28 protein-coding genes and 1 pseudogene are annotated in these 26812 nt (G+C 52.5%); 26 read left to right on the plus strand and 3 right to left on the minus strand.

Annotated features, from left to right (window positions below; genetic code table 11):
• The first annotated feature begins 238 nt into the window (after window positions 1-238).
• The 20 genes from accB (at window position 239) to EXW96_RS08565 (ending at window position 18604) form a co-directional block, all read left to right on the plus strand.
• On the plus strand, window positions 239-715 hold the full coding sequence (gene accB / locus EXW96_RS08470) for an acetyl-CoA carboxylase biotin carboxyl carrier protein (RefSeq protein WP_054817754.1): 477 nt from the start codon (window positions 239-241) through the stop codon (window positions 713-715).
• A 17-nt stretch (window positions 716-732) separates the two neighbouring features.
• Window positions 733-2091: an acetyl-CoA carboxylase biotin carboxylase subunit gene (gene accC / locus EXW96_RS08475; RefSeq protein ID WP_062408935.1), complete on the plus strand. Its 1359-nt coding sequence runs from the start codon at window positions 733-735 to the stop codon at window positions 2089-2091.
• 160 nt (window positions 2092-2251) lie between these two features.
• Window positions 2252-2662, plus strand: a complete 411-nt coding sequence (locus tag EXW96_RS08480; RefSeq protein WP_054817755.1) for an Asp23/Gls24 family envelope stress response protein — start codon at window positions 2252-2254, stop codon at window positions 2660-2662.
• Between the two features lie 74 nt (window positions 2663-2736).
• Window positions 2737-3297 carry an alkaline shock response membrane anchor protein AmaP gene (gene amaP, locus EXW96_RS08485; RefSeq protein WP_054817756.1) on the plus strand — a complete coding sequence of 187 codons (561 nt, stop codon included), beginning with the start codon at window positions 2737-2739 and terminating at the stop codon, window positions 3295-3297.
• Between the two features lie 15 nt (window positions 3298-3312).
• Window positions 3313-3552 carry a DUF2273 domain-containing protein gene (locus tag EXW96_RS08490; RefSeq protein WP_054817757.1) on the plus strand — a complete coding sequence of 80 codons (240 nt, stop codon included), beginning with the start codon at window positions 3313-3315 and terminating at the stop codon, window positions 3550-3552.
• A 69-nt stretch (window positions 3553-3621) separates the two neighbouring features.
• Window positions 3622-4080, plus strand: coding sequence for a transcription antitermination factor NusB (gene nusB, locus EXW96_RS08495; RefSeq protein WP_054817758.1), 459 nt, complete (start codon window positions 3622-3624; stop codon window positions 4078-4080).
• Window positions 4081-4104: 24 nt separating this feature from the next.
• The gene (gene folD, locus EXW96_RS08500; RefSeq protein WP_174350334.1) at window positions 4105-4971 is read left to right on the plus strand and encodes a bifunctional methylenetetrahydrofolate dehydrogenase/methenyltetrahydrofolate cyclohydrolase FolD; all 867 of its coding nucleotides are present in this window, start codon (window positions 4105-4107) and stop codon (window positions 4969-4971) included.
• A 6-nt stretch (window positions 4972-4977) separates the two neighbouring features.
• Window positions 4978-6354, plus strand: coding sequence for an exodeoxyribonuclease VII large subunit (gene xseA, locus EXW96_RS08505; protein ID WP_062408933.1), 1377 nt, complete (start codon window positions 4978-4980; stop codon window positions 6352-6354).
• Complete coding sequence (xseB, locus tag EXW96_RS08510; RefSeq protein ID WP_054817759.1) at window positions 6329-6586, plus strand: exodeoxyribonuclease VII small subunit; 258 nt, start codon at window positions 6329-6331, stop codon at window positions 6584-6586. Before xseA ends, xseB begins: the two co-directional genes overlap by 26 nt.
• Window positions 6586-7491: a polyprenyl synthetase family protein gene (locus tag EXW96_RS08515; RefSeq protein WP_373864962.1), complete on the plus strand. Its 906-nt coding sequence runs from the start codon at window positions 6586-6588 to the stop codon at window positions 7489-7491. The genes xseB and EXW96_RS08515 overlap by 1 nt, the downstream gene beginning before the upstream one ends.
• Before the next feature lie 111 nt (window positions 7492-7602).
• Window positions 7603-9489: a 1-deoxy-D-xylulose-5-phosphate synthase gene (gene dxs, locus EXW96_RS08520; protein WP_174350335.1), complete on the plus strand. Its 1887-nt coding sequence runs from the start codon at window positions 7603-7605 to the stop codon at window positions 9487-9489.
• Window positions 9490-9506: 17 nt separating this feature from the next.
• Window positions 9507-10349, plus strand: a complete 843-nt coding sequence (locus EXW96_RS08525) for a TlyA family RNA methyltransferase (RefSeq protein ID WP_062408930.1) — start codon at window positions 9507-9509, stop codon at window positions 10347-10349.
• 70 nt (window positions 10350-10419) lie between these two features.
• The gene (locus EXW96_RS08530) at window positions 10420-10887 is read left to right on the plus strand and encodes a hypothetical protein (RefSeq protein WP_054817760.1); all 468 of its coding nucleotides are present in this window, start codon (window positions 10420-10422) and stop codon (window positions 10885-10887) included.
• Between the two features lie 22 nt (window positions 10888-10909).
• Window positions 10910-11359 (plus strand): transcriptional regulator AhrC/ArgR, encoded by a 450-nt coding sequence (gene ahrC, locus EXW96_RS08535; RefSeq protein ID WP_054817786.1) that lies wholly within the window; start codon window positions 10910-10912, stop codon window positions 11357-11359.
• Window positions 11360-11379: 20 nt separating this feature from the next.
• Window positions 11380-13080, plus strand: a complete 1701-nt coding sequence (gene recN, locus EXW96_RS08540; RefSeq protein ID WP_174350336.1) for a DNA repair protein RecN — start codon at window positions 11380-11382, stop codon at window positions 13078-13080.
• Between the two features lie 137 nt (window positions 13081-13217).
• Window positions 13218-14561 carry a SpoIVB peptidase gene (gene spoIVB / locus EXW96_RS08545; protein WP_174350438.1) on the plus strand — a complete coding sequence of 448 codons (1344 nt, stop codon included), beginning with the start codon at window positions 13218-13220 and terminating at the stop codon, window positions 14559-14561.
• A gap of 241 nt (window positions 14562-14802) precedes the next feature.
• On the plus strand, window positions 14803-15606 hold the full coding sequence (spo0A, locus tag EXW96_RS08550; protein WP_054817761.1) for a sporulation transcription factor Spo0A: 804 nt from the start codon (window positions 14803-14805) through the stop codon (window positions 15604-15606).
• A 243-nt stretch (window positions 15607-15849) separates the two neighbouring features.
• Window positions 15850-17019, plus strand: coding sequence for a putative cytokinetic ring protein SteA (gene steA, locus EXW96_RS08555; protein WP_254611283.1), 1170 nt, complete (start codon window positions 15850-15852; stop codon window positions 17017-17019).
• 20 nt (window positions 17020-17039) lie between these two features.
• Window positions 17040-17750, plus strand: a complete 711-nt coding sequence (locus EXW96_RS08560) for a glycosyltransferase family 2 protein (RefSeq protein WP_054817762.1) — start codon at window positions 17040-17042, stop codon at window positions 17748-17750.
• Window positions 17744-18604 carry a hypothetical protein gene (locus EXW96_RS08565; RefSeq protein WP_174350337.1) on the plus strand — a complete coding sequence of 287 codons (861 nt, stop codon included), beginning with the start codon at window positions 17744-17746 and terminating at the stop codon, window positions 18602-18604. The genes EXW96_RS08560 and EXW96_RS08565 overlap by 7 nt, the downstream gene beginning before the upstream one ends.
• Before the next feature lie 25 nt (window positions 18605-18629).
• On the opposite strand, the gene EXW96_RS08570 is transcribed toward EXW96_RS08565, so the two are convergent.
• Window positions 18630-18899 carry a DUF2627 domain-containing protein gene (locus EXW96_RS08570; protein WP_174350338.1) on the minus strand — a complete coding sequence of 90 codons (270 nt, stop codon included), beginning with the start codon at window positions 18897-18899 and terminating at the stop codon, window positions 18630-18632.
• A gap of 149 nt (window positions 18900-19048) precedes the next feature.
• Between EXW96_RS08570 and lpdA the strand changes: the two are divergent.
• From lpdA to EXW96_RS08590, 4 genes and pseudogenes are all read left to right on the plus strand, one after another.
• Window positions 19049-20472, plus strand: a pseudogene (gene lpdA / locus EXW96_RS08575) (dihydrolipoyl dehydrogenase).
• A gap of 117 nt (window positions 20473-20589) precedes the next feature.
• A complete protein-coding gene (locus EXW96_RS08580; protein ID WP_054817765.1) occupies window positions 20590-21600 on the plus strand; it encodes a thiamine pyrophosphate-dependent dehydrogenase E1 component subunit alpha in 1011 nt (336 codons plus the stop codon).
• A 5-nt stretch (window positions 21601-21605) separates the two neighbouring features.
• Entirely contained in the window at window positions 21606-22586 is a 981-nt protein-coding gene (locus tag EXW96_RS08585; RefSeq protein WP_174350339.1) for an alpha-ketoacid dehydrogenase subunit beta, read from the plus strand.
• Between the two features lie 76 nt (window positions 22587-22662).
• Entirely contained in the window at window positions 22663-24027 is a 1365-nt protein-coding gene (locus EXW96_RS08590; protein ID WP_062408921.1) for a dihydrolipoamide acetyltransferase family protein, read from the plus strand.
• Window positions 24028-24048: 21 nt separating this feature from the next.
• Here the strand turns inward: EXW96_RS08590 and prli42 are convergent, their stop codons facing one another.
• Window positions 24049-24144, minus strand: coding sequence for a stressosome-associated protein Prli42 (prli42, locus tag EXW96_RS08595; protein WP_149917076.1), 96 nt, complete (start codon window positions 24142-24144; stop codon window positions 24049-24051).
• 70 nt (window positions 24145-24214) lie between these two features.
• Between prli42 and EXW96_RS08600 the strand changes: the two genes are divergently transcribed.
• Both EXW96_RS08600 and EXW96_RS08605 read left to right on the plus strand, forming a co-directional pair.
• Window positions 24215-25354: a M20/M25/M40 family metallo-hydrolase gene (locus tag EXW96_RS08600; RefSeq protein WP_054817766.1), complete on the plus strand. Its 1140-nt coding sequence runs from the start codon at window positions 24215-24217 to the stop codon at window positions 25352-25354.
• A 95-nt stretch (window positions 25355-25449) separates the two neighbouring features.
• Entirely contained in the window at window positions 25450-26601 is a 1152-nt protein-coding gene (locus tag EXW96_RS08605) for a DUF3866 family protein (protein ID WP_174350340.1), read from the plus strand.
• Here the strand turns inward: EXW96_RS08605 and mciZ are convergent.
• Window positions 26486-26755, minus strand: a complete 270-nt coding sequence (gene mciZ, locus EXW96_RS28510; RefSeq protein WP_174350341.1) for a Z-ring formation inhibitor MciZ — start codon at window positions 26753-26755, stop codon at window positions 26486-26488. The genes EXW96_RS08605 and mciZ overlap by 116 nt on opposite strands.
• Window positions 26756-26812 lie beyond the last annotated feature (57 nt).

A 26812-nucleotide genomic window follows, 5' to 3' on the forward strand; every position in this document is an offset into this window, starting at 1 on the left:
GGACTCTTGTTTCATCTATACCCTTCGAAGCCCGGCTGCTCTTCCCGACCGTGTTATCCATGCGGTACAAGTGAATCAGGCGGCGTTGTTCCCAGCTTCATGGGCAAGTCCCAAGAAACTCTTTCCTTGCCGGAAGATTGTGATATAATAACAACGTCGTTTGTTTCACCTTTCGTTCCGACCGCTGCCGCAGTATATTGACGCCGGTTGGAACAAGACGCCAAAGGAGTGAACCTATTTGTTTAAGTTAAGCGAAATCAAAGAACTGATTAAGCTAGTGGATCAAACCTCTTTACAAGAGCTGGAAATTGAAAACGAAGGCTCCCGCCTTTTGATTCGGAAACCGAATAAAACCGAGCAGGTCGTCGTTGCTGCCGCGCCTGCTGTGCAAGCTTATGCGCCAGCAGCCGTTCAGCAGACCGCTCCTGCGCCCGCTGCACCGGCAGCCGAGAAGCCTGCCGCAGCCGATGCCGGCTTACATACAATCGTTTCCCCGATGGTAGGCACATTCTATGAAGCTCCTTCTCCGGGAGCGGCGCCGTTTGTTTCGAAAGGCAGCAAAGTGAAGGAGAAGACGGTTGTCTGCATCCTCGAAGCGATGAAGCTGATGAACGAGATTGAAGCCGAGGTTAAAGGTGAAATTGTCGAAGTGCTGGTAGAAAACGGCCAGTTGGTCGAATACGGTCAGCCTTTATTCCTGGTGAAACCGGAGTAAGTAGGAGGAGAACACCATTGAAGTTTCAAAAAATCTTGATTGCCAACCGTGGGGAAATCGCCGTTCGGATTATTCGCGCCTGCCGTGAGCTCGGCATTTCCACGGTCGCGGTATATTCCGAAGCCGACCGGGAATCGCTTCATGTCCGTTTGGCGGATGAAGCCTATTGCATCGGACCGACGCTTTCCAAAGACAGTTATCTGAACTATACGAATCTGATGAGCGTGGCTACGCTTACGGAAACGGATGCCATTCACCCGGGCTACGGCTTCTTGGCAGAGAATGCGGACTTCGCGGAAATCTGCGAAAGCTGCAACATCACGTTTATCGGACCGTCTCCCGATGCGATTAGCAGAATGGGCGACAAGTCTGTGGCGAAGCAGACGATGAAGGACGCGGGCGTTCCGGTTATTCCCGGCTCCGACGGGCTTGTGGAAGATATGGACGAGGCAATCCGGATCTGCCGGGAAATCGGCTATCCTGTCATCATTAAAGCAACGGCAGGCGGCGGAGGCAAGGGGATTCGTCTGGCAGAGAACGAGGAAATGCTGATTCAACAGATTACCACCGCACAGCAGGAAGCTCAGAATGCTTTTGGCAATGCCGGCGTCTATCTGGAGAAATACTTGACAGGCATGAAGCATGTCGAGATACAGATACTGGCGGACAAGCACGGCAATGTTGTGCATCTGGGCGAGCGGGACTGCTCCGTGCAGCGCCGCCGCCAGAAGCTGGTCGAGGAAGCGCCATGCCCGATTCTGACGCCGGAAATCCGCGAACGGATGGGAGAAGCGGCCGTACGCGCGGCCAAGGCCGTGAACTACTCCGGTGCAGGTACGCTTGAATTTTTGCTGGGCGCCGACGGACAGTTTTATTTTATGGAAATGAATACGCGCATTCAGGTGGAGCATCCAGTCACGGAGCTGATTACCGGCATCGATATTATTAAAGAAATGATCCGTGTAGCGGAAGGGGTGCCGCTGTCCTTCACCCAGGAAGACGTGAAGATCAACGGCTGGGCCATCGAATGCCGGATTAATGCGGAGGATCCCGAGCGGAATTTCATGCCTTCGGCAGGCCAAATTCAATTTTATTTGCCTCCGGGCGGCTTTGGGGTTCGGGTGGACAGCGCCGCTTATCCGGGGTATACGATCTCCCCGCATTACGATTCCATGATCGCCAAGCTGATCGTCTGGGGAGCGGATCGGAACGAGGCTGTGCAGCGAATGAAACGGGCGTTATCGGAATTTGCGATCGAAGGAATCCACTCGACGATACCTTTCCATTTGAAGCTGCTGGAGCATAAGAAGTTTCTGGCCGGCGACTTCGATATTAAATTTTTGGAAGAACATGATGTAAATGACCCGAATTCCTGATTTACAATTCATTGTCATATTTTTGCCGGGATGGTATAGTATACAATAAGACAAGGTTAGAGCGGCTATAAGATAGTCGCTTTACCGGAAAACAGAATGAACATGAATGTTTTTTGAAGCCGTTTTTGCTTTAGCAAAAACTTGGAGGAGGACCTATCCAATGAGTACACTGGCTGCGGATTATGAGAAGACCGAGATGGGCACGATTCAAATCGCTCCCGAGGTGATTGAAATCATTGCCGGTATGGCTGCTGTAGAAGTTCCCGGTGTTGCGGGAATGAGCGGGGGATTCGCCGGCGGGATCGCCGAGCTTCTCGGACGGAAGAACGTATCCAAAGGCGTAAAGGTCGAAGTGGGACAGCGTGAAGCGGCCATTGACGTGTCCATTGTCATCGAATTCGGATCGAAAATTCCCGAGGTGGCAAGCGGCGTGCAGGCGAATGTGAAGCAGGCGATCGAGTCGATGACAGGACTTAGCGTAGTGCAGGTCAACGTTCATATTCATGACGTTATCTTCAAGGGCGCAGACAAAGCCGAAGAGGTCGAAACATCTCCGCAACGCGTGAAATAAACATGAAGCCCGGTTGAACCCCCAAACCTATCGTCTGGGGGTTTCCGCCATATTTTCGGAAGGAGTCGGAATACGTGGTAAAAGTGCTCGACAGACTGCTGCTGCTGCTTTTCAGCGGCATTATATTTATTGCCTCCGTCGTCCTATTGTTCTTAGCCTTCGGACTCATTCCTTTAACCGCTGCGGAAAATTTTGTCCACGACATATATTATGATATGGACACGGCGGTCATATTCATCCCGGTTACCATAGCGGTTTTTCTGATCAGTATCCGTTTTCTTTATCTGGCGGTTCGGCGGGGGAAGTCGGATGTGCCTTCGATAGATCAGAGAACCGATTTCGGGGATATCCGCATATCGCTCGATACGGTGGAGAATCTGGCGCTTAAAGCGGCGGGCCGCACCCGGGGCGTGAAGGATTTGCGTTCGCGTGTCAAAGTCAATCAAGCGGGGCTTGAGTTTGTGATCCGCGTCATTGTTGACGGCGAAAGCTCCATTCCGGCGCTGACGGAAGAGATTCAGGGCAATGTCAAGAATCACATTGAAGACATTACGGGTATTCCGGTTGCACATGTGACTGTGTTTGTAGCGAATATCCAGCAATCGTCCCCCACCTTCAAAAGTCGAGTGGAATAGAGGTGAGCTTCCCGGATGTGGATGCAAATATGGGAACAGCTGCGGGAAAAGCACAGGGGCAAAACCTTTGGCGTCCTTGCCGGAGGCGTCTTGGGGATGATATATTTGTTCTTTGGCTTGTGGCGTATGTTAATCTTTGTCTTGATCGTATATACTGGTTATTATATAGGGAAAAAGCTGGACCGGAACGAGCCGGTATTTCCCGTAGAAGACACTTGGCGCTGGCTAATGGACAAATGGAGATTGTTCCGCTAAAATCCTTGGGATAGCCTGAGGATTTTTTTAATGATCCTTTAAGTGACCAACAGGAGGTTTTATTGGTTAATGAGACGAAGATTGGCAAGGGAGCTTGCGCTGCAAAGTCTGTATCAAATCGAGATGAACGAAGTCACATCCGGTGACGCCATCGCTCATGTCGTTGAAGAGGCAAGAGGAGAAGATGAAGCGCAGCTGACACGGGAGCGCGATCAAATATCGCCGGCGGAAGTGCAGGAGCTTGTGGAAGGCACCACACAGCATAAGCAGCAAATCGACAGCTTGCTGTCGGATTATTTAAAAGGCTGGCAAATGGACAGGCTGTCCAGGGTGGATCGTGAAATATTGAGGCTCGCCGCGTACGAAATGATTTACAAGGAAGACGTGCCGCCGAAGGTAGTCGTGAACGAGGCAATCGAGATGGCCAAAAATTTCGGGACGGAGGAATCGGGGAAATTCGTCAATGGCGTGCTCGGTAAGATGATCAAGGATTTGGAGAAGCTTCGGGAACAGACGCCGAAGGTCTGAAAAATGGAAAGGGGAACGGCTTACATGTCCGCACAAGTAATTAATGGTAAAGAGATCGTGAGCGCTTATCGCGCGCAAATCAAAGAGCAGGTTGAACGGCTTGTACAGCAGGGCGTTCGCCCGGGGCTGGCCGTGGTCATCGTTGGAGACGATCCGGCATCGCACGTGTACGTCCGCAATAAAGCGAAAGCCTGCGAAGAAGCGGGAATGCACTCCGAGGTGTACAAGCTTGCCGAACAAACGCCTGAGGCGGAAGTGCTCGCTTTGATTGCCAGACTGAACGAGGATTCCGCTATTCACGGTATCCTTGTACAATCGCCTTTGCCGAAGCACATTTCGGAAGAACGTGTAGTGGAAGCGATCGCAGTGGAGAAGGACGTCGACTGCTTTCATCCGGTCAATGTCGGCAACCTGATGATCGGTAAAGAAGGACCGGCTCCTTGTACGCCTGCAGGCGTCATCGAGATTTTGAAGAAGATCGGCGTAGATATCGCCGGCAAGCATGCTGTCGTTGTAGGCCGGAGCAATATCGTCGGCAAGCCGATGGCGACCCTTCTGCTCAGGGAGAACGCAACCGTCACCGTTTGCCATTCGCGCACAAAGAATTTGGAGGAGATTACACGTCAGGCGGATATCCTTGTGGCGGCGGTCGGCAAAGCCAAAATGATCAACCGCAGCCATATCAAACCGGGCGCTGTCGTGATCGACGTGGGCATTAACCGGCTCGATAACGGAAAGCTGGCGGGGGACGTTGATTTTGACGATGTGCTGGATACGGCAAGCTACGTGACGCCTGTTCCGGGATGCGTCGGGCCGATGACGATTACCATTCTTCTTCGCAATACGCTTGAAGCGGCACAGCGGGCGGCAGGCGCGCATGCCGCTTTGTGATCCGTTATGAAGGATAAACAAGTTTATTCCATCAAGGATTTGAACCGGCTTGTCAAAATGTTGCTTGAGGGGAATGACCGTCTGCAGAACGTATGGGTCAGGGGAGAAATCTCCAACTTTACGCATCATACCAGCGGGCATATGTATTTTTCGCTAAAGGATGCAGACAGCCGGTTAAAATGTATTATGTTCGCTTCGTATAATCAGAAGCTTGCTTTTATTCCGAGGGAAGGCGCCAAAGTGCTTGCCTGCGGAAACATCTCGGTTTACGAACGGGACGGGCAGTATCAGTTTTACGTTACGCAAATGCAGCCGGACGGGATCGGCAGCCTGTTTATGGCTTTCGAGCAGCTGAAGAAAAAGCTGGAAGCCGAAGGGTTGTTCGCTCCGGCCGCAAAGAAGCCTATCCCCCGATTTCCGAAGGCGATCGGTGTCATCACGTCTCCAACCGGAGCAGCGGTTCGCGACATTATCACCACGCTGCAGCGCCGCCATCCGTCCGTGCCTGTTCTCTTATATCCTGTATTGGTCCAGGGAAAGCAGGCGGCCCCATCGATCGTGAAAGCCATCCGGGACATGAATGAAATGAACGAAGTGGATGTTTTGATTGTCGGCCGCGGTGGGGGGTCCCTGGAGGAGCTATGGGCATTTAATGAGGAAATCGTTGCGCGGGCCATCCATGCCTCGGTGCTGCCGGTCATCTCTGCCGTAGGGCATGAGACCGACTTCACGATCGCCGACTTTGCAGCCGACCTGCGGGCGGCGACACCCACGGCCGCTGCCGAGCTTGCCGTGCCGCATCATTTGGAACTCATGCAGCAGATCGGCTTTTATAAGCAGCAGCTTTACGGGGGGCTGGCCAAACAGCTCGAACGCAGCAAAGAAAAGCTTAAGCGACTGCAGCGTTCGCCCTATTTGACGAACCCCAGACGGCAGCTGCTGCAGCAGCCGGCAGAGAGGCTCGACCGGGTTCGGGAGCAGCTCGGCTACAAGATCCGCAGCCGGGTGACGAAATCGGGGGAACGTCTGATGCGTTCCGAACGCCGGCTGGCATCTTTCAATCCGAAGGAGCAAATCGTTTATACGCGCAAGCGCCTGGATTCCTCAACCCGGCAGCTGCGGCAGGCCATGCAGGGTGTGCTGAAGGGAAAGCAGCAGGAACTGATGGCCGGCATTCGTCAGCTCGACGCGCTCAGCCCTTTGAAAATCATGCAGCGCGGCTACAGTTTAGTGTATGATGAGAAGGAAAAGCATTTGATTAAATCGATAGACCAGGTCCAAATCGGTGATATTTTGAAGCTTAGGCTGAAGGACGGCCGTATCGATTGTCATGTTTGGTCAATGGAGGAGAAAGTCGATGACAAATCAGGAAGCGATGCCTAGCTTTGAGCAAGCCATGGATCAGCTTGAGCGCATTGTGGCACAGCTGGAGAGCGGAGACGTTCCGCTGGAACAAGCGATCGAGCTGTTCCAGGAAGGGATGAAGCTGTCGCAATTGTGCAGCAGCAAGCTGGAACAGGTGGAAAGGAAAATCGAGGTCCTGCTTGAGCAAGATGGCGGCATGGTCAAAAAGCCGTTTCAAGCGGACGAAGGCGATAAAGGGGATACCCGATGATTGAACCGCTAAACGGGATAGACACGTATATTAAAGAAAAAGTACTGCTTATCGAGCAAGAGCTGAAGACATCGATTCCTCCCCAGTGGAGCATCCCTGCTCCTTTGCGCGAAGCGATGATGTATTCCTTGATGGCCGGGGGCAAGCGGCTTCGTCCAATTCTTGTGCTCGCGGCAGCGGAAGCGCTTGACGCCGATTCGACTGCCGCCATGCCGGCGGCTTTGGCCGTTGAGATGATTCACACGTATTCTCTGATTCACGACGATTTGCCGGCAATGGATGATGACGATTACCGCCGCGGCAAACTGACGAATCATAAAGTGTTTGGCGAAGCGATGGCCATTCTTGCCGGTGACGCCCTGCTGACCCATGCCTTTCACATGATTGTTCAATCGGCAAGAAAGCATGGAATTTCGGGAGAAACGATTGCGGATATCGTAGAAGATCTTTCACGTCTGGCTGGCGCTCCGGGCATGGTGGGCGGTCAAGCTGCGGACATGCTGGGAGAGCAGGGGGTCACCCGGCTGGAAGAGCTGGAATATATCCATCTGCATAAAACAAGCGATTTGATCGTATTTTCCTTAAAAGCAGGCGGTCGAATCGCCGGCGCAAGCGATAAACAACTGGCTGCGCTCGAGCATTTCGGCACCTGCATCGGCCTCGCTTTTCAAATTCAGGACGATATTCTGGATTTGATCGGGGACGAACAGAAGCTGGGTAAACCGGTACAGAGCGATGTGAAACAGCAGAAAGTAACCTACCCTTATTTTATCGGGATCGAAGCCTCCGAAGCCAAGGTGGAGGAACTGACCCGAAAAGCCAAGCAATCGATTGTACAAGCGGGGTTTCCAAAGCCTGAGAGGCTTTTGCAGCTTGCCGATTTCTTGATGAAGCGGGATCATTAATTGAACATGATTGATTTGAGCACGGGACTTCTCCTGTGCTATACTTCATGATATCAAGGCAACGTCTCGGCATTGGATTGACTATTTTACCATGGAAAGCGGGGAACAAGCGTGCTGCTCAATCAAATTCATCAGCCTGAGGACCTGAAGGGTCTTACAGTAGAACAGCTGGAGCAAGTGGCAGCGGAAACGAGAAAGTTTCTGATCGAAAAGCTTTCGGCTACCGGCGGTCACCTCGCGCCCAACCTTGGTGTTGTCGAGTTAACGATTGCTCTGCACTATTTGTTTGATAGTCCGAAAGATAAATTCATTTTCGATGTGGGGCATCAATCCTACGTTCACAAAATATTGACTGGACGCAAGGATAAATTCGATACGCTGCGTAAATACAAGGGCCTTTGCGGTTTTGTGAAGCGTTCCGAGAGTGAGCATGACGTATGGGAAGCCGGTCACAGCAGTACGTCCTTATCCGCTGCGATGGGGATGGCGGTAGCCCGCGATCTTAACGGGGAATCGAATCGCGTCATTACGATCATCGGCGACGGCGCTCTTACCGGAGGGATGGCGTTAGAAGCGCTGAACCATATCGGGCACGAGAAAAGAAAGCTGATGGTCATTCTGAACGATAATGAAATGTCCATCGCCCCGAATGTCGGCGCGCTGCATAACTATTTGGGGCGCATCCGTTCAGACCGTCATTATGTTAAAGCCAAGGAAGAATTCGAGCATTTGATCAAAAAAATTCCGGCGATTGGCGGGACTCTGGCCAAAACGGCGGAACGTTTAAAGGATTCCTTCAAATATTTAGTCGTTCCGGGGGTATGGTTTGAGGAGCTCGGCTTTACGTACCTTGGACCGGTGGACGGCCATAATCTGCCGCTGCTCTTGGAAGCCTTGAAGCAAGCGGACAAAGTAAACGGCCCCGTACTCGTTCACGTCATTACGCTCAAGGGGAAGGGATACTCTCCTGCCGAAGCGGATTCGCACAAATGGCACGGGATTACTCCGTACAAGATTGAATCCGGTCAAGTGCTCAAATCCGTCGGGCCGCCTATGTATACAGAAGTGTTCGGCAAAACCTTGATCGAGCTTGCGCGTCAAGACAAGCGAATCGTAGCGATTACGCCGGCCATGCCGGGAGGCTCGGGTCTGCTTGAGTTTGCCAAATTATTTCCGGACCGCATGTACGATGTCGGCATTGCGGAGCAGCATGCGGCCACCTTCTCGGCAGGCTTGGCCAGCCTTGGCTTGAAGCCGGTATTTGCGGTTTACTCCACCTTCCTGCAGCGGGCCTATGACCAGGTTGTGCACGACATTTGCCGGGCAAACCTGAATGTCGTCTTTGCGATTGACCGCGCGGGTTTCGTTGGGCCGGATGGAGAAACCCATCAGGGGGTTTATGATATCGCCTACCTGCGCAGCATTCCGAATATGGTCCTGATGATGCCGAAGGACGAGAACGAGCTGCGGCACATGATGAAAACGGCGATTGATTATGATGACGGGCCGATTGCCGTACGCTACCCGCGGGTTAACGGCTTGGGCGTATCCACGGATGAGCCTGTGAGTCCGATTCCGATCGGCACGTGGGAAGTTTTGCGGCAGGGAAAGGATGCAGCGATTTTGGCCGTCGGACCGATGATTCCGCTTGCGCTTGAAGCGGCAGAGCAGCTTGCCAAGGAAGGTATTCAGGTTCGGGTCGTCAATGCCCGGTTTATCAAGCCGATGGACGAAGCTGTGCTGATGCAGCTCGCGAAGGAAGATATCCCGGTCGTCACGCTCGAGGAAGGCGCCCAAATGGGCGGTTTCGGAAGCGGCGTGCTTGAGTATTATTCTCTGAACAATATATACGGCATGCGGATAAAGCTGATCGGCGTTCCCGATTATTTCGTGGAGCATGGCTCTGTGAAGGAACAGCGTCAAGAAGTGGGATTGACGGCAGAACGGCTGATAACCGAGCTGCAATCGCTCGTCCCGCGCAAAAAACAGCGGGCGTAAGATGTAAGGAGCTATTCATGGCAGCAGACAAAGCGGATAAAGAACGGCTCGACCTCCTGCTGGTCGAGCGCGGTTTGTTTGAAACAAGAGAAAAAGCGAAAGCGGCGATTATGGCCGGCCTGGTGCTTGTGGAGGATGAGCCGGTGGATAAAGCCGGCACGAAAATCCCGCGCTCATCCAGAATTGTCGTCAAAGGGGCGGTGCATCCTTACGTAAGCCGCGGCGGATTGAAGCTGGAAAAAGCGCTTCGGACTTTCAATATTAATCTTCAGGGTATCACTGTGCTGGATATTGGCGCGTCTACCGGCGGCTTTACGGACTGTGCGCTTCAGCATGGCGCAGCTCACGTATATGCCGTCGATGTGGGCTACAATCAATTGGATTGGTCGCTTCGCAAAGACCCGCGCGTCAGCGTAATGGAACGGACGAATTTCCGTTACATACAGCCGGAGGATTTAAAGGGACCGGTGCCCGCCTTTGCCAGCATCGATGTATCGTTCATTTCCCTAAAGCTTATTTTGCCACCGCTAAAAAAACTGCTTGCCCCTTCGGGTCAAGTGGTTGCATTGGTGAAGCCGCAGTTTGAGGCAGGCAGAGAGAAGGTAGGCAAATCCGGAGTGGTAAGGGAGCCGGAAACACACCGGGAAGTGCTGCAAACGGTTCTTCAGTTTGCACAGGAAATTGGATTTGCCGTGAAGGGTATTACTTTCTCCCCGATTAAGGGAGGAGAAGGAAATATCGAGTTTTTAGCGTATTTGACCCAAACCCATACGGACGAGCCCGGATGGTCCGGTTCCGAATTGGAACAGCGCATCCGCGAGGTTGTTGAAGAGTCGCAAAGCATGCAGAGCTCATCTTAATGGATGAGTTTTTTGCCTTTTTAGAGGATTATGAAGGCGGATTCTCGAATAGTAATTTCGAGGTGATTCCATGCAAAAGGGTGACGGAACGGTCGTTGTGCTGATCATAGCAGTGCTCGCCATATGGGCTTTCTATTATATACGTGGCAAAATGCGGGAGACTGTGGATAATGCTTCGCCTTTCGATTTTCTGATTGATGAGGAATTGCCTGATGACGATGCGACGCGTTTGCTGGAAGAGAACGGTTATGAAGTCATAAGCGGCAAAAAGCGCATTCCCATTGAAATCTCAGTAAACGACGGGGAAATGCTGCACAGCCGATTGTTTATAGATTATATGGCTTCGAAGAATGGCCTGTACTATACGGTCAAGCTGGCTAAGGACCGGAAGCCGGTGGAGTGGACGGGAAGCTCGATACGCGAACGGCTGCTGGTGTACCAGCTTGTGTATCCGAACACGGCCGGTGTATTATATGTGGACTTGCCACAGCGGAAGGTTCATTGCTTTGTGTTCGCTGTGCAGCTGTACGATGAATAATATACGCAGCAGGGAGGATACCATGAAAGCCCAACGACATATCAAGATCCGTGAAATCGTTACAAATAACGAGATTGAAACCCAGGATGAGCTGGTGGAGCAGCTTCGAACCGCCGGGTTTCACGTAACGCAAGCAACGATTTCCCGGGACATTAAGGAATTGCATTTAATGAAAGTTCCTCTCGATGACGGGAGATACAAGTATTCGGTGCCTGCCGATCAGCGTTATAATCCGATGCAGCGGCTTCGCAGGGCGCTCAACGATCATTTTGTACATATCGATCATACCGAAAATCTGGTGGTGCTAAAGAGCTTGCCGGGCACAGCCAATGCCATTGGAGCTCTCATTGACAGCCTGGAATGGAACGAGATTATGGGAACGATCTGCGGCGACGATACCATTCTGATTATATGCCGTACGAAAGACCAAAGCGCGCATGTGGTCAATCAAATTCTTGGAATGCTCGGATGAAGCCAAAAGAGGTGTGAACCATGCTGCTGGAAATGTCCATCCGCCATCTGGCGGTGATAGAACATGTTGAATTGCACTGCAAAAACGGTTTTCATGTTTTGACAGGGGAGACGGGAGCGGGGAAGTCGATTATTATCGATGCGCTGAGCCTGATTGCAGGCGGCAGAAGCTCTTCCGATCTGGTGCGCTACGGGAGCGACAAAGCTACTATTGAGGCGATGTTCGGAATAGAGCCCGGCCATCCGGTGTGGGCCGTTCTGGAGCGGTTGGGAATAGAAGCGGACCCGGAAGAGCATCTTATCATACGCAGAGAAATTACGGCGCAAGGCAAAAGCACAAGCCGCATTAACGGACAGCTCGTCAATCTGGCCATGCTGAAGGAAGTCGGCGAATGGCTCGTGAACATTCACGGGCAGCATGAGCATCAGTCCTTGTTTAAGGTGGAGGAGCATCCCCGCTGGCTCGATCTGTTCGGAGAAGCGGAGATTGCCCCTGCCAGACAGGCCTATCAAGAAGCTTATGATGCTTATCAAACCATACGCAAGCAAGTGAGAGAGCTGCAGGATACGAGCAAGCAAAATTTGCAGATGATGGATTTGTACCGTTTTCAGGTTGAAGAAATCCGAGCCGCCCAATTAAAACCGGGTGAGGATGAGGCATTGGCAGAGGAAAAACAAAAGCTGGGAAACGCGGAGAAACTGTATTCGAACGCGGCCGACGCTTATGATCTTCTCTATGGCGGAGGCAAAGGGCTTGACTCGGTGCGCCGCGCCATGCAGAAGCTTCAGGATATTGCCGGGCTGGACCCGGCTAAGCTTCAGTCTATTGCCGAACAGGTACAGAGTTCCTATTATCAGCTTGAGGATGCGGCCTATCAAATCAGGGATTACCGGGACGAGGTGGAATTCAACCCGTCTCGTCTTGATTTTATCGAACAAAGACTGGATACAATATCGTCTCTTAGGAGAAAATATGGAGATACCGTATCCGACATTTTGGCTTATGGGGACAAAATTGCGCATGAGCTGGATCTCATCGAGAATAAAGATGAGAAGCTAATGCAGCTGGAAAAGCAGGAACAAGCGGCATTTGCGGCCCTTCAGCGGTTGGCGGACGATTTGACCGGACTAAGAAAAAGCGTAGCTGATCGCCTTTCGGCGGAGATTGTAGCGGAGCTGCGTGAGCTTCATATGGAGAGGACGCAGTTTCAAGTGCATTTCGCACCGGTGGAAGGGAGGAAGCTGACAAGAGACGGTGCCGATCAAGTCGAATTTCTGATTTCGGCGAATCCCGGAGAGCCGCTTCGCTCTTTAAGCAAAATCGCTTCCGGCGGTGAAATATCGAGGGTCATGCTGGCGTTGAAATCGATATTTGCCCGGGTGGACCGGATACCGGTTCTCGTCTTTGATGAGGTGGATACCGGGGTAAGCGGACGAGCGGCTCAGGCGATTGCTGAGAAAATGTCCAAGCTGTCGCAGAGCTGTCAAGTGTTCTCGATCACCCATTTGCCGCAGGTGGCCTGTATGGCGGACGCGCATTACCGTATACACAAAACAACGGATGGCGACCGGACATATACGAATGTAGACGACCTGGGTACTGACGAGAGGATTCATGAACTGGCGCGGATGCTAGGCGGAGTAGAGGTCACGGAGAAGACGCTCCAGCACGCACAGGAAATGCTTGCCTTGGCAAATGATAAAAAGGCAAGGATGGTCTAACGGGGGTGGCACCATTTTGGTGTTATAAAAGAAATGGGCGGGGGTTACCTTAAAGGTACACATCAGCGGTATCTGAACCATGTTGGTGTACAGGATAAGATGCCGCTATGCAGAGGAAGCAAGGGAGCGTGAGCGAATTGAGTTCCAACCAGAGAAAAAGATTAATTGGATTACTGCTCGTCCTCTTCGTTTGTTGGGGGAGCTTAACCACCCCTTTCCGCAGCTTTGCCTCATTCCCCGAGGAGCTTCGACTTTTTACCGGACAACAAGCCCATTTACAGCTATCCATGCCGGTGAATGCACAGTTGACCATTAATCATCCGGAAATATTAAAAGTGAACGGAACCGCCGAGCACTCATTTCAAGTGGATCTTCATCATCCTATTTCTTTACAATCCTACAAAGCCGGACAAGCGGAAATGAAGCTGAAATTGTTTGGCAAAATCCCGCTCAAAACGGTAAAGGTCAATGTCGTACCCGATCTCAAAGTCATACCAGGCGGGCAAACCATCGGCGTAAAACTGAAGTCGGCGGGCATTATGGTGGTGGGTCATCACCTCGTAGCCGTTGCGGAGGATAAAAAGACGTCGCCGGGCGAAGAAGCAAAAGTCCAGCTTGGAGATTTGATCGTCAAAATGGACGGTAAACCCGTAAACGATGTGAGCAAGGTAGCTGAGCTTGTCAAGGCGGCGGGCGAAAGTAAAAAACCCATTTCTTTAACGATTTTACGCGGTGATCAAACGTTGGAAATTCCAATTACTCCTGCCTACGATCTGCTGGATAATGCTTACAGGCTGGGACTGTACATTCGTGATTCCGCAGCGGGCGTTGGTACGCTGACATTCTATGCCCCGGATCAAGGCGTGTATGGCGCCCTGGGACATATCATTACTGATATGGATACACAAACGCCGATTGTGGTAGGTAATGGAGAGATCGTTCATTCCAATGTGACCTCCATCTCCAAAAGCCAAAATGGCGAACCCGGTGAAAAAAGAGCCCAGTTTTCCAGAGAAAGCAAGGCAATTGGCAATATTGAGAAAAACACGCAATTCGGCATTTTCGGCAAGATGTACGAAGCTCCTTCCCACAGTCTGAGCGACAAGGTGCTTCCGGTAGCCTTTGCGGAGGAAGTCAAAGAAGGTCCTGCACAAATTTATACCGTGATCGGAGGCCAAAAAGTCGAGAAATTCGATATTGAAGTCATCCATGTGGCCAAACAAGAGTACCCTGCAACCAAAGGAATGGTCATCAAAATTACCGACCGCCGTCTTCTGGAAAAAACGGGGGGAATTGTTCAAGGCATGAGCGGCAGTCCGATCGTTCAAAACGGCAAGGTCATTGGTGCGGTCACCCATGTATTTGTTAATGATCCGACAAGCGGCTATGGTTGTTTTATCGAATGGATGCTGCAGGATGCAGGCATTATGCTCCGGTCAACGGGAAATCAGGAAGGAACAAAAGCAATGAAGGCGAGCTAATCGCCTTCATTTTTTTTTACCTGAACGAAGAAAGGATAGTTGGTGCGAATTCAGATATAGAAAATAAAGTGTTTGTCGAAAAATGTATAATAATGAATTAAATTATTTATTGTAAAATAAAACTGATAAAAAATCCACAAAAATAATATTCGACAGAAGGAATTTTAAAGTGTGTGTCGAAATCATATTATTAGGTAAATAATGCTAACGTAATTGTCGCAAATGAAGGGAGAGCTTTCTGTTGCAAACTATTGAAGTTCTTTTAGCGGATGATAACCGTGAATTCACCAATTTATTATCTGAATTTATCGATGATCAGGAGGATATGAGGGTAACGGGTGTAGCCTATAACGGAAACGATGTTATTCGTTTAATCGAGCAAAGCCCCAAAGTTCCGGATGTGCTGATTCTGGATATTATCATGCCGCATTTGGATGGTCTGGGTGTGCTTGAGAAACTCCGTGAAAGGGATTTAAATCCACAGCCTAAAATTATTATGCTCACTGCTTTTGGCCAAGAGAATATTACGCAGAAAGCGGTTCAGCTTGGCGCCTCTTATTACATTTTGAAGCCTTTCGACATGGAGATTCTGACGAACCGCATTCGTCAATTGGTGGGCCCTAACCAAACGATGTCGATGATGTCATCTTCAATGCAAGCGAAAGCCAATATCGTTCATTTGCCAAAAGCGAAAAATCTGGATGCCAACATTACCTCGATTATTCACGAAATCGGTGTTCCTGCCCACATCAAAGGATACCAATATTTGCGTGAAGCCATTACAATGGTGTACAACAATATTGAAATTCTCGGGGCCATCACCAAAACGCTGTATCCTGCGATTGCCGAGAAATACAAAACCACGCCGAGCCGCGTCGAACGCGCGATTCGCCACGCGATTGAGGTCGCATGGACGCGCGGCAATATCGAGAGCATTAGCCATTTGTTTGGCTACACGATCAATATCTCCAAAGCAAAGCCGACCAACAGCGAATTCATCGCGATGGTGGCGGATAAGCTGCGGATCGAGCATAAGGTTTCTTGAAAGGGTAAGGATTAACTGGAATAGTTGGTTACTGCCATTTAAAAAGTTTATATTCTTCACATCCAATCCATCACCCGATAAATCGAAATGATTTGTCGGGTGATTGGTTGATGGAAATCTAACGGTATCGAAAGAGGATGCCGTTTTTTTGCTGCATACTTGAAAGATGCATGGGGAACGTTAAAAGAAATATTGAAGGAGGCTTCACCCTTATGCAGCAAACAGACATCCTCGGCAAGGCGGATGCTTAGAAGACAGGTGCTGGTCACATGCGAAGAATCTGCCGACTATGGGGAAGCCTACCCGTCAATTTATTTCGTCGGAAAACGGGTGATTGTGATCATGAAATGGAATGGCACACCGGAACGTTGGCCCATGAAAGGAAAAGTGGAAGCGGACCGCAGCACGAAGCAGCTGTTGCAGAGAATTCGTCCAGGCAGCATAGCCGTTATCGCGCACGACGATTTGGACGAGTTGGCGGTACGGGGATTAATCGCTGCCAAGGTTAAGGCGGTGATTAATACAGGCAAAACCACTACCGGCACCTTCGCAAGCCGGGCGGGCTTATTGCTTCTTGATGCAGGGCTGCCGCTGCTGGAAACGGCTCCGGAATTCTTCGAGCTTTTAAGCGGAACCCCCGAACTCGTCATAACCGAGAACGGCATCGATCTGGGCCATGCCTTCCTTCCCTGCAAAAGATTCACCAGACAAATGTGGCTGGAGGCTTATCGTGCCGCACGAAAAGCGGAGCCCGTTCGGCTCCGGGAATTTATCGACAACACGCTTCGGTATGCCAATCAAGAGAAAGATTGGCTGATTGACCCGCTCACCTGCCTGTCTCTCCGAACGAAGCTGAAAGGGAAGCACGCCCTTATCGTCGTTAGGGGAAACGGATATAAGGAAGACCTGGCGGCTTTACATGCTTACATACAGCGAGAGGATCCGGTGCTCATCGGTGTCGATGGCGGAGCTGACGCGCTGCTTGAGCTCGGGTACGCTCCGCGGCTGATTATCGGGGATATGGATAGCGTGACGGATCGGGCTTTATGCTCCGGTGCCGAGCTTATCGTACATAGCTACATCGACGGAACAGCTCCAGGCTTGGAACGGCTGCACAGGCTGCATTTGTCGGGAGTGCTTTTGCCAAGCGGCGGGACCAGTGAGGACGCTGCGCTGTTGCTGGCTTATGACGGGGGATGCGAACAAATCGTTGCCGTCGGCCTGCACAGCCATATGCAGGATTTTCTTGAGAAAGGCCGTAAAGGCATGGGAAGCACTTGGCTTGTACGCATGAAGGTAGGCAGCAAGCTGATTGACGCCAGGGGAATCAGCCGGCTGTTCCCGAACGGCGAGACAATGAAACCGCTCAGAATCGGCAGGGCTTGGCAATCTTTTGTTCGATCCTGGTTCTAGATTTACAAGGAGGGGCGAATGTGACGACACTTGTATCCGTCATTATTCCCGTTTGGAATGGAGCGGAACGTCTTCCCGCAACGCTGAAGGCGGTGGACCGGGTCATATCAACAATAGAAGGGGCGAAGCCCCGCGCGCTTAAGTTTCAGCTTATTGTCGTCGATGACGGAAGTGATGATGACACTAGAGCGGCTGCTTACCCGTGGGCGGATCTGGTTATCGGTTTTCCGGTTAACAGAGGGAAGGCAGCTGCGATGTCAGCGGGCTGCCGGGCTGCCGGGGGGGAGATTTTTGTATTTCTGGATGCGGATTTGGGAGAAACCGCAGCCTGCTTTCCCGTATTGTTGGAACCGTTAGTCCAAAATCAGGCCGACTTGACGGTTGCACGTCTTCCGCAGGTCAACAAGCCCGCAGGCTTCGGACTGGTAAAAGGTCTCGCATCGCGCGGAGTGAAAGCTTTAAGCGGTTATTCATCGTTAGCCCCGTTATCGGGTCAGCGCGCGGTAAGGGCGGAAGTATGGAAGCGCTGTGGACGTGTTTACACCGGATTTGGGGTAGAAGTAGGTATGCTGATCGATACCGTCAAGCTCGGTTATCGTGTGATGGAGCTCGCTGTGCCTTTTGGCCATAGGGAAACAGGAAGGGATTGGGGCGGCTTTGTGCACCGCGGCAAACAGTTCGTTGCCGTCGGTCTCGCGTTATGGGAATGCTGGAGGAAACCGGTATGTTAACTGGTTTTGTCCTGGAGTGGATTTTGCCTCTAACGGCGCTGTTAGCTATCGGCCGCCTGCTTATGCCCGGCAGCTTGCGGTTTTTGCAGGAGCACGGGATTACCGAACGCAACTATACCGGGGACTCCATTCCTACAGCCGGGGGGCTGCTCATCTGGCTTCTTCTTCTGGCCAGTTTTGTCATAGACAATTTCACCGGCATTTGGAATCCGGATGCGGTATGGGTGCTCTCCCTGAGCATCATTTGCTTTGCGGGCTTTCTGGACGATGTGAAGGGCGATAAGCGAACCAAAGGCATACGCGGCCACTGGCTGGCGTGGAAGAGAGAACGCAGCATCACGACCGGAATCCTGAAAGCCGCGGCGGCCGGCCTGGCCGGTCTTCTTGTTCTGCTGCCGGACCAAGACAGCTTGTGGGACCTGCCGCGCCAGCTCCTGCTCGTGCTTCTCGCAACGAACGGCGTTAACCTGTTTGATGTCCGTCCCGGCAGGGCGTTGAAAATGTTTTTCTTTTTCATGGGGATGATCGGCTGGAGCAGCTTTCTTATGGCAGCAGATGCAGCCCCGGGAGGGGCGCAGCTGTGGCATGATCTGGCGCCGGTCCTTGTCGGCGCGCTGCTGCTTGCTCCGCTTGACTTGAAGGGGCGGATCATGCTTGGCGATACCGGCGCCAATCTGCTCGGCTTTGCGCTTGGCATCGGCATCGTAAGACTGACGACGGAGCTCTTTCAAGGGGCTGTCCTTGCTGTGTTCGTCGCCTTGCATATGTTAACGTGGCGCCGCTCTTTAAGCAGCTTGATTGAGACAAACCGGTTTTTGCGCTGGCTGGACGGCGCCGGACGGGAACGGGTATAACGAATGAAGGGACAGCCTTGTACGGCTATCCCTTTTTACGTTTTTCCCGAAATCTGGGGGCGACATAATTGTGCTTGCGGTCGCGAAAAAAAATCCATCCTCCGATAAAGGCGACCCCCACTCCGAATAAAATCAACCCGAGAATCATCTTGCCCCAGAGAATTCCCGGATCGGTAGCCGTTTGATCGAATTGGGCGAACCAGGCATCCTTCATGGCCAGAAATCCGTAGGTCGCCATCAGGCCCGGAATGACCAACAGCAGCATGGCGATAAATCGGTATAAGGTGACTTTCATGTGCGGCTCCTTCTTTTTCCGATAAAACGTTCTATGTCATTAACGTTACCATAACTTCAAGAACATTTCATGCCTTTTCACAAATTGGACTATATTTCTTGAGACGAATATGGTTAAAATAGAAGAATCATAGTTTCGGAGGGAATATAATGACGACGCATGCTTTTGATATCGTAGTCCTTGGCGGAGGCATCGGTGGTTATTCGGCAGCGATTCGCGCTGCTCAGCTTGGAAAGAATGTGGCCATCGTCGAACGGGACAAGCTGGGCGGAACCTGTCTTCACCGCGGCTGTATTCCGAGCAAGGCGCTTTTAAGGAGCGCGGAAGTGTATGCAGCGATGAAGGAAAGTGAGCGATTCGGGATTGAGGCCGACGGAGTCCGGGTCGATTTCGGTAAAGTGATCTCCCGCAAAAACGGGATCGTTGAACAGCTGCATAACGGACTTCAATATTTAATGAAAAAAATAAAATTACCGTATATTCAGGAATAGGCAGAATCATCGGCCCTTCTATTTTCTCGCCGCGCAGTGGCAGTGTATCGGTGGAGCAGGAGGACGGGGAAATCCTGACGCTGGTGCCGGAGAAGCTGATTATCGCCACAGGTTCGCGCCCGCGGAGTCTTCCGGGTTTGGATACGGACGGGGTTCGCGTGCTGAACAGTGACGACGCCCTTCGTCTGGAGAAGCTTCCGGCGTCGGCTGTGATTATCGGCGGAGGCGTGATCGGAGTGGAATGGGCATCCATGCTCAGCGATTTCGGCGTTCAGGTTACGGTTGTGGAATATGCGCCGAGGCTCCTTCCGGGAGAAGACGAGGAGGTATCGCGCGAGCTTGAACGTCTGCTTAAGAAACGGGGAGTAACCGTAAGGACCGGCGCCAAGGTACTGGCCGATACGCTGCAGAAGAGCGATTCCGGAGTACAGCTCGCCGTTGAGCATAAGGAAGCGCGGCATATGCTGGAAGCGGAGATCGCACTCGTGTGCGTGGGACGTCAGGCCAACGTCGAAGGGATCGGCCTGGAGAATACCGACGTCAAAGTTGAAGGCGGCTATATTCGCGTCAACGACGTGATGCAGACGGCGGAGCTGCACATTTATGCGGTGGGGGACTGCGTCGGCGGCTTGCAGCTGGCTCATGCGGCGGGCCACGAAGGCATCGCCGCGGCTGAGCATATATGCGGGCATACAGTCCATCATTACGCTTCCCACCAGATTGCACGCTGCGTGTACTCGCGTCCGGAAACGGCGAGCGTCGGACTTACCGAGCGGCAGGCGATAGAACGCGGTCATCAAATCAAGACCTCCAAGGTGCACTTTAAGGCCCTTGGCAAGGCGCTCGTTTACGGAGAAAGCGACGGTTTTGTGAAGGTGATTGCCGACTCTGCAACAAATGATATACTGGGTGTGCACATGATCGGTCCTCATGTAACCGATCTGATTTCGGAAGCGGCGCTGGCGCAACTGCTTGAGGCGACGCCTTGGGAAGTCGGACAAACGATTCATCCGCATCCGACCTTGTCCGAAATATTGGGCGACGCCATGCTGGCCGTTGACGGGAAGGCAATTGTCGTTTAATCGTACTTGAAATATTGAAATTGTGTTCATAAACCAAACGGTTTATAATATATATAGTGTCAAGTACTAGCACCTGGTAATAATATTAGGTGATGATGATAAGGAGGCGTCCGCCCCATGTCCATCGGACAAATAACCAAACATCGGCAGCTTGGTTTGAGCGACGATCAAATCATTGAGATGTACACATATATGCTGAAGGCCCGAATGTTCGACGAGAGAGGGTTTGTTTTGCAGCGTTCCGGGAAAATTGCGTTTCACGTATCCGGCATCGGACAGGAAACGGCGCAGGTGGCTGCCGCATTCGCGCTGCAAAAGGGAAAAGATTATTTCCTCCCTTACTATCGCGATTACGGATTCGTTCTAACCATCGGAATGACGCTCAGGGAGCTTATGCTTTCGGTCTTCGCCAAGGCTGAAGATCCGAACAGCGGCGGCCGGCAAATGCCGGGGCATTTCAGCCATAAGAAGCTGAACATCGTCACGGGGTCAAGTCCGGTAACGACGCAGGTGCCGCATGCCGTAGGCTTTGCGCTGGCTTCAAAGATGAAGCGTCAAAACTTCGTATCGTTCGTGACATTCGGAGACGGTTCCAGCAACCAGGGCGATTTTCATGAAGGCTGCAATTTTGCAGGCGTACATAAGCTGCCGGTTATTTTCATGTGCGAAAACAATCAATATGCGATTTCGACCCCGCTTCACAAACAGACGGCCGGAAGCATTGCGGAACGGGCTGTCGGCTACGGATTTCCGGGTATCAAGGTAGACGGCCGGGATCCGCTGGAGGTGTACCGCGTGGTCAGGGAAGCACGCGAGCGGGCCATTCGCGGTGAAGGGCCGACATTGATTGAAGCGGTCATGTACCGCATCCCGCCGCATTCTACTTCTGATAACGATCTGCTTTACCGGACCAAGGAAGAAGTCGAGGAGAATCGTGCCAAAGACGGTCTCATTGGATTCAGGCGGTATATGATCGAATGCGGTGTATGGAGCGAAGAACGGGATGCCGAACTGATGGAGCAAATCAAAGCGGAGCTGACCGAGGCGACGAATTACGCCGAGCAAGCGCCGTTTCCGAAACCGGAAGATACGCTGCGGCATGTGTATGCCGATTCAGGGGAGGTATAATCATCGTGGCCGTCATAACCTATTTGGAAGCCATTCGTACGGCAATGAAAGAAGAAATGGAACGGGATGAAGATGTGTTCGTTCTCGGCGAGGATGTCGGCAAGGGCGGCGTCATGAATGCGACCAAAGGGCTGCGCGACCAGTTCGGGGAAGAACGCGTAATGGACACGCCGCTGGCGGAATCGGCCATTGCAGGAGTGGCGATTGGCGCGGCGATGTACGGCATGAAGCCTGTAGCCGAGATGCAGTATGCGGACTTTATTTTTCCTGCTACGAACCAGATCATCAGCGAGGCGGCTTTGATCCGCTACCGCTCCAACAACGATTGGAACTGTCCGATCGTCATACGCGCGCCTTACGGAGCGACAGGGGGTGGGGCCCTTTACCATTCGCAGTGTCCGGAGTCCGTATTTTTCGGCATTCCCGGATTGAAGATCGTTGCCCCGTCTACCCCTTATGATGCCAAAGGATTGCTCAAAGCGGCGATTCGTGATGCTGATCCGGTTCTCTATTTCGAGCATAAAAAATGCTACCTGGGAATCACGGGCGAGGTGCCGGAAGACGATTATATCGTACCGATCGGCAAGGCCGACGTGAAACGGGAAGGCACCGATATTACGGTGATTTCCTACGGCCTGACCGTGCAATATGCGATGAGAGCGGCGGAAGAGCTGGACAAGGAAGGCATCAGTGCGCATATTCTGGATTTGCGCACCCTTCAACCGCTTGATAAAGAAGCGATTCTGAAAGCAGCAAGCAAAACCGGCAAGGTATTAATTATTCATGAAGACAACAAAACCGGCGGAGTCGGCGCGGAGGTATCCGCGATCATCGCGGAAGAGCTTCTGTTCGAGCTCGATGCGCCGATCATGCGGCTGTGCGCGCCCGATGTGCCGGCTGTAGGGATGAATCCTCCGATGGAGAAATTTTTCCTCTTGAATACGGATAAAATCATGGAAGCCATGCGGAAGCTGGCATTGTTCTAAGGCAGGCAGCGAGCCCTTTGAAGCTGACGTATTTAGCCGTCCTCCAGGCCGGCGTTTTCATAGGAGGTTATGCAGCATGAAGGAGAACATGAAGGGGACTGAAGTAACCGTTCCCCATTTGGCAGAGAGTCTGGTGTCGGCGACGATCGGCAAATGGCTTAGGCAGCCCGGGGATTACATAGCGCAATATGATGTGCTTTGCGAGCTGATTACGGACAAGGTAACGGTAGAGATGCCTTCGCCCATTGAAGGCAGGCTCGTTCGGCTTTTGGTGGAAGACGGGGCCACGGCGGCGGTGGGAGAAGCGATCTGTATCATTGAGGAGCCACAGCAGGCGGCGGACGGCGCCGCAGCAAACGGCGCGGCACAAACGGAACAGCCGGGCACTTTATCACGTCCGGCGGCGGAAGCCCAAAATCCGGGGTTGGGCGGCCGTTTCTCTCCGGCGGTGCTGAAGCTGGCGGTCGAGCACGGTATCTCTCTTGGCGATGTGCAGGGAACGGGCTTGGGCGGCCGTATTACCCGCAAGGACGTTGAAGCATTCATTGCTTCCGGGCGTGCAGCCGTCCCGGGATCTGTCATGCCGGCAGCCGAAGCGAATAAGGCCGCAGCTGCCGCAGCCGCAGTCGAGGGGGTATTTATTCCCGAGCCTCCGAAGGTGCCTGTCCGCTCGACTGGCATTCATTTGTCGGAGAATCCGCCATTACCGAAGATCGAGGTGGAAGGACATTCTCTGGAAGGCCGCGGAGAATATTTGATCGACGTGACGCCGATCCGCAACACCATCGCGAGCCGAATGCGTCAGAGCGTGACGGAAATTCCTCATGCATGGACGATGATCGAAGCGGATGTCACGAACCTGGTGCTGCTGCGCAACAAGGTCAAGGATGAATTCATGAAGCAGGAAGGCATCAACTTGACTTATCTCGCGTTCCTGCTTAAAGCGGTTGTGAGCGCCATTAAGGATTATCCGATCATAAACTCGGTTTGGGCCGTCGATAAAATCATCGTCAAACGGGATATCAATATTTCCCTTGCCGTAGGCACTGAGGATTTCGTGGTTACGCCTGTCATCAAGAAGGCTGATCAAAAAAATATTGCCGGCCTTGCCCGGGAAATCGACGAGCTGACCCGGAAGGGAAGAACCGGCAAGCTGACGCTTAACGATTTGGAAGGCGGCACGTTCACGGTCAACAACACCGGTTCGTTCGGATCGATTCTTTCCTATCCGATTATCAACTATCCGCAAGCTGCGATTCTAACCTTCGAGTCGATCGTAAAGAAGCCGGTCGTTATTCAGGACATGATCGCCGTTCGTTCCATGGTCAATCTATGCCTGTCCCTTGACCACCGTATTCTGGATGGGGTGATCTGCGGCCGATTCCTGCAGCGTGTCAAGGAAAATCTGGAAGCTTATAACCAGGATACGAAGCTATACTAGAACTTGCTTGGCAACAACATTTTATAGCAGCATCCCCACGGTGAAGAGCAGCGTGGACAACAGCATGGATATGATCATCACATATACGATAATCTTGAAAATAAGTTTGTTTTGCATAAGACTCAACTCCTGTTCATGGGAATACTATAATGATATTGTAACTCATGCGTAGATTGGAGGAAAGCGAATGATTAATCAAGAGCGATTAGTGGCTGAATTTATCGAGCTTGTCCAGGTAGATAGCGAAACGCGTCATGAACAGGAAATCAGCCGGGTGCTGAAAGAGAAGTTCGCAGCGCTCGGCCTTAAGGTGGAAGAGGACGATACGGCGGCCCAAACGGGTCACGGATCGGGCAACCTGATTTGTACACTGCCGGCATCGCCGGGCAAGTCCGCGGCGGCCAAGCTTTTCTTCACCTCGCATATGGATACGGTCACTCCGGGCAAAGGCATTAAGCCCCAGATCGGCGAGGACGGGTACATACGCAGCGACGGGACGACCATTCTCGGAAGCGATGATAAAGCGGGATTGGCTGCAATGCTGGAAGCGATCCGTGTGCTGAAGGATAACCAGATCGAACACGGTCAAATCCAATTTATCATTACGGCCGGAGAAGAATCAGGCTTGCTTGGCTCCCGCGCCATGGACGCCAAATGGGTGGATGCGGACTTCGGCTATGCGCTGGACTCCAACGGTGAGATCGGGGCCATTGCCGTTGCCGCTCCGACCCAGGCCAAGGTGAACATCACCTTCTGGGGACGTTCCGCACACGCGGGGGTGAATCCGGAGGACGGGGTCAGTGCGATTACGGTGGCCAGCAAAGCGATCTCCCGCATGCCGCTTGGCCGAATCGATAAAGAAACAACGGCCAACATCGGCCGCTTTGAAGGCGGTGTGGAGGGAGCAACCAACATCGTAGTCGAGCGGGTTCGACTGGAAGCCGAAGCTCGCAGCATTACACAGGAGAAAATGCTTGCACAGGTGGAAAGAATGCGCAAAGCGTGCGAAGATGCGGCTGCGGAGATGGGGGCGAAGCTCAACTTCCAAAGCGAGGTGATTTACCCCGCCTACATGTATGACGAATCGGCTCCGGTCGTCAAGCTGGCGATGAAGGCACTCACCAACTCCGGCTGCACTCCGCGCACCTTCCATTCCGGCGGCGGCAGCGACGCCAACATGTTTAACGGCATGGGAGTTCCGACCGTTAATCTGGCGATCGGGTATCTGGACATTCACACCACGAAAGAACGCATCGCAATAAAAGACCTGGTTAAAACTTCCGAAGTGGTAGTAAACATTATTCAGGAAGTTGCTAAGGGATCATAAAGCCGTCTTGGGAAGAACCACTCGCATGAAGAAACGTGCCGGGTGGTTTTTTTTATGGATTCTCCGACGTAAGTTGTATTGTAGGAGGTGTTCCAATGGGTTTGATGATGAAGAAGGGGGTTGTTACGGATGCGGATGGTCATGAGGCATTGCCGGACGCTAAAATTCAAATCGTTGAAGTAAGGCAGCCCGATGGGGCGACGGCCCGGGCTATTCACGATTTGTCCGTCTTTCCCAGGCTGGCCGTAGGGGATACCGTGCTGATGAATACGACGGCAGAAGCGCTTCAATTAGGCACGGGCGGCTACCATTTTATTCATGCGGTACTTGAGCCATCTATGGACGCCGCGGAACCGGGACCGGGCCATATTATGAAATTGCGCTACACGTCGCTGCAGCGCGCGGTGCTTGCGGCAGAAGAGCCGGATAGTCCGCATCATGAGACGCTGGCCGGCCGCAGGACGCTGGAGGGGATGCCGGTGCTTCTCGGGGAACTGCACAGTATGCTGCCTGTGGCGGTATGCTGGCTGCGTCATCTGGCCAATCAAGCGCAGCCCGGGACCAAAGAACTCAGGATTGCGTACATCATGACGGACGGCGGTGCTTTGCCGCTTTCTATCAGCCTGCATGCCGCCAGATTATGCGGCCTGGGCTGGCTTGCCGGTACGATTACCTACGGTCACGCCTATGGCGGGGATCTCGAAGCCGTCAATAAATATACGGCGCTGCTTGCAGCAAGACATGTTCTGCAGGCCGATATCGCCATGGTTATTATGGGTCCGGGGATCGTTGGGACAGATACCGTTTACGGGTACAGCGGGATGGAGGTCGGAGAGCTGATCAACGCTGTCCATGCCCTCGGAGGAACGCCCGTCGCCATTCCGCGGATCAGCTTTGCCGATCCCAGGGAGCAGCACCGGGGGATCAGCCGGCATACGCTGACGGCACTAGCCGTCGCTGCCCTGGCACCATGCAGCCTGCCGCTGCCGCTGCTCCGGGATCCCGGGAAAATCATGCTGCTGAAACGGCAGATGCAGCAGTATGAGCTCGACCGGCTGCACCGCGTTCGCTGGACGGAAGCTCCCTCCGTGGATGAATTGGATGCTGCGCTGGAGCTTTACGGCAGGCCGGTCACTTCGATGGGAAGGGGATTACGTGAAGACCCTTCGTTTTTTGCAGGAGTTTGCGGGGCCGCTTCCGTTGCCTATCGGCAATGCTTGTATGGACAGGACAGACAGGACGAATAAGCCGGTTCTTCAGCTCAGCGGCGCTTCTTGCGTTCAAAAATGCGGTTAAAGGCTGATCGGCCGACATGGTTCCCAGCATCATTTTCAAATATTGTCTTACTTCCCATGCCTTGCCTACAAGACGCAGCTGACCGTTGCCAACATAGGTTTTCATAGTGTTTTCCCCCAAGCTTTGATAGGTTGATATAGTTCACCTTATGCGAGAGAAAAA

It is taken from the genome of Paenibacillus sp. JMULE4 (assembly GCF_013337105.1).
GTDB classification, from domain to species: Bacteria; Bacillota; Bacilli; order Paenibacillales; family NBRC-103111; genus Paenibacillus_G; species Paenibacillus_G naphthalenovorans.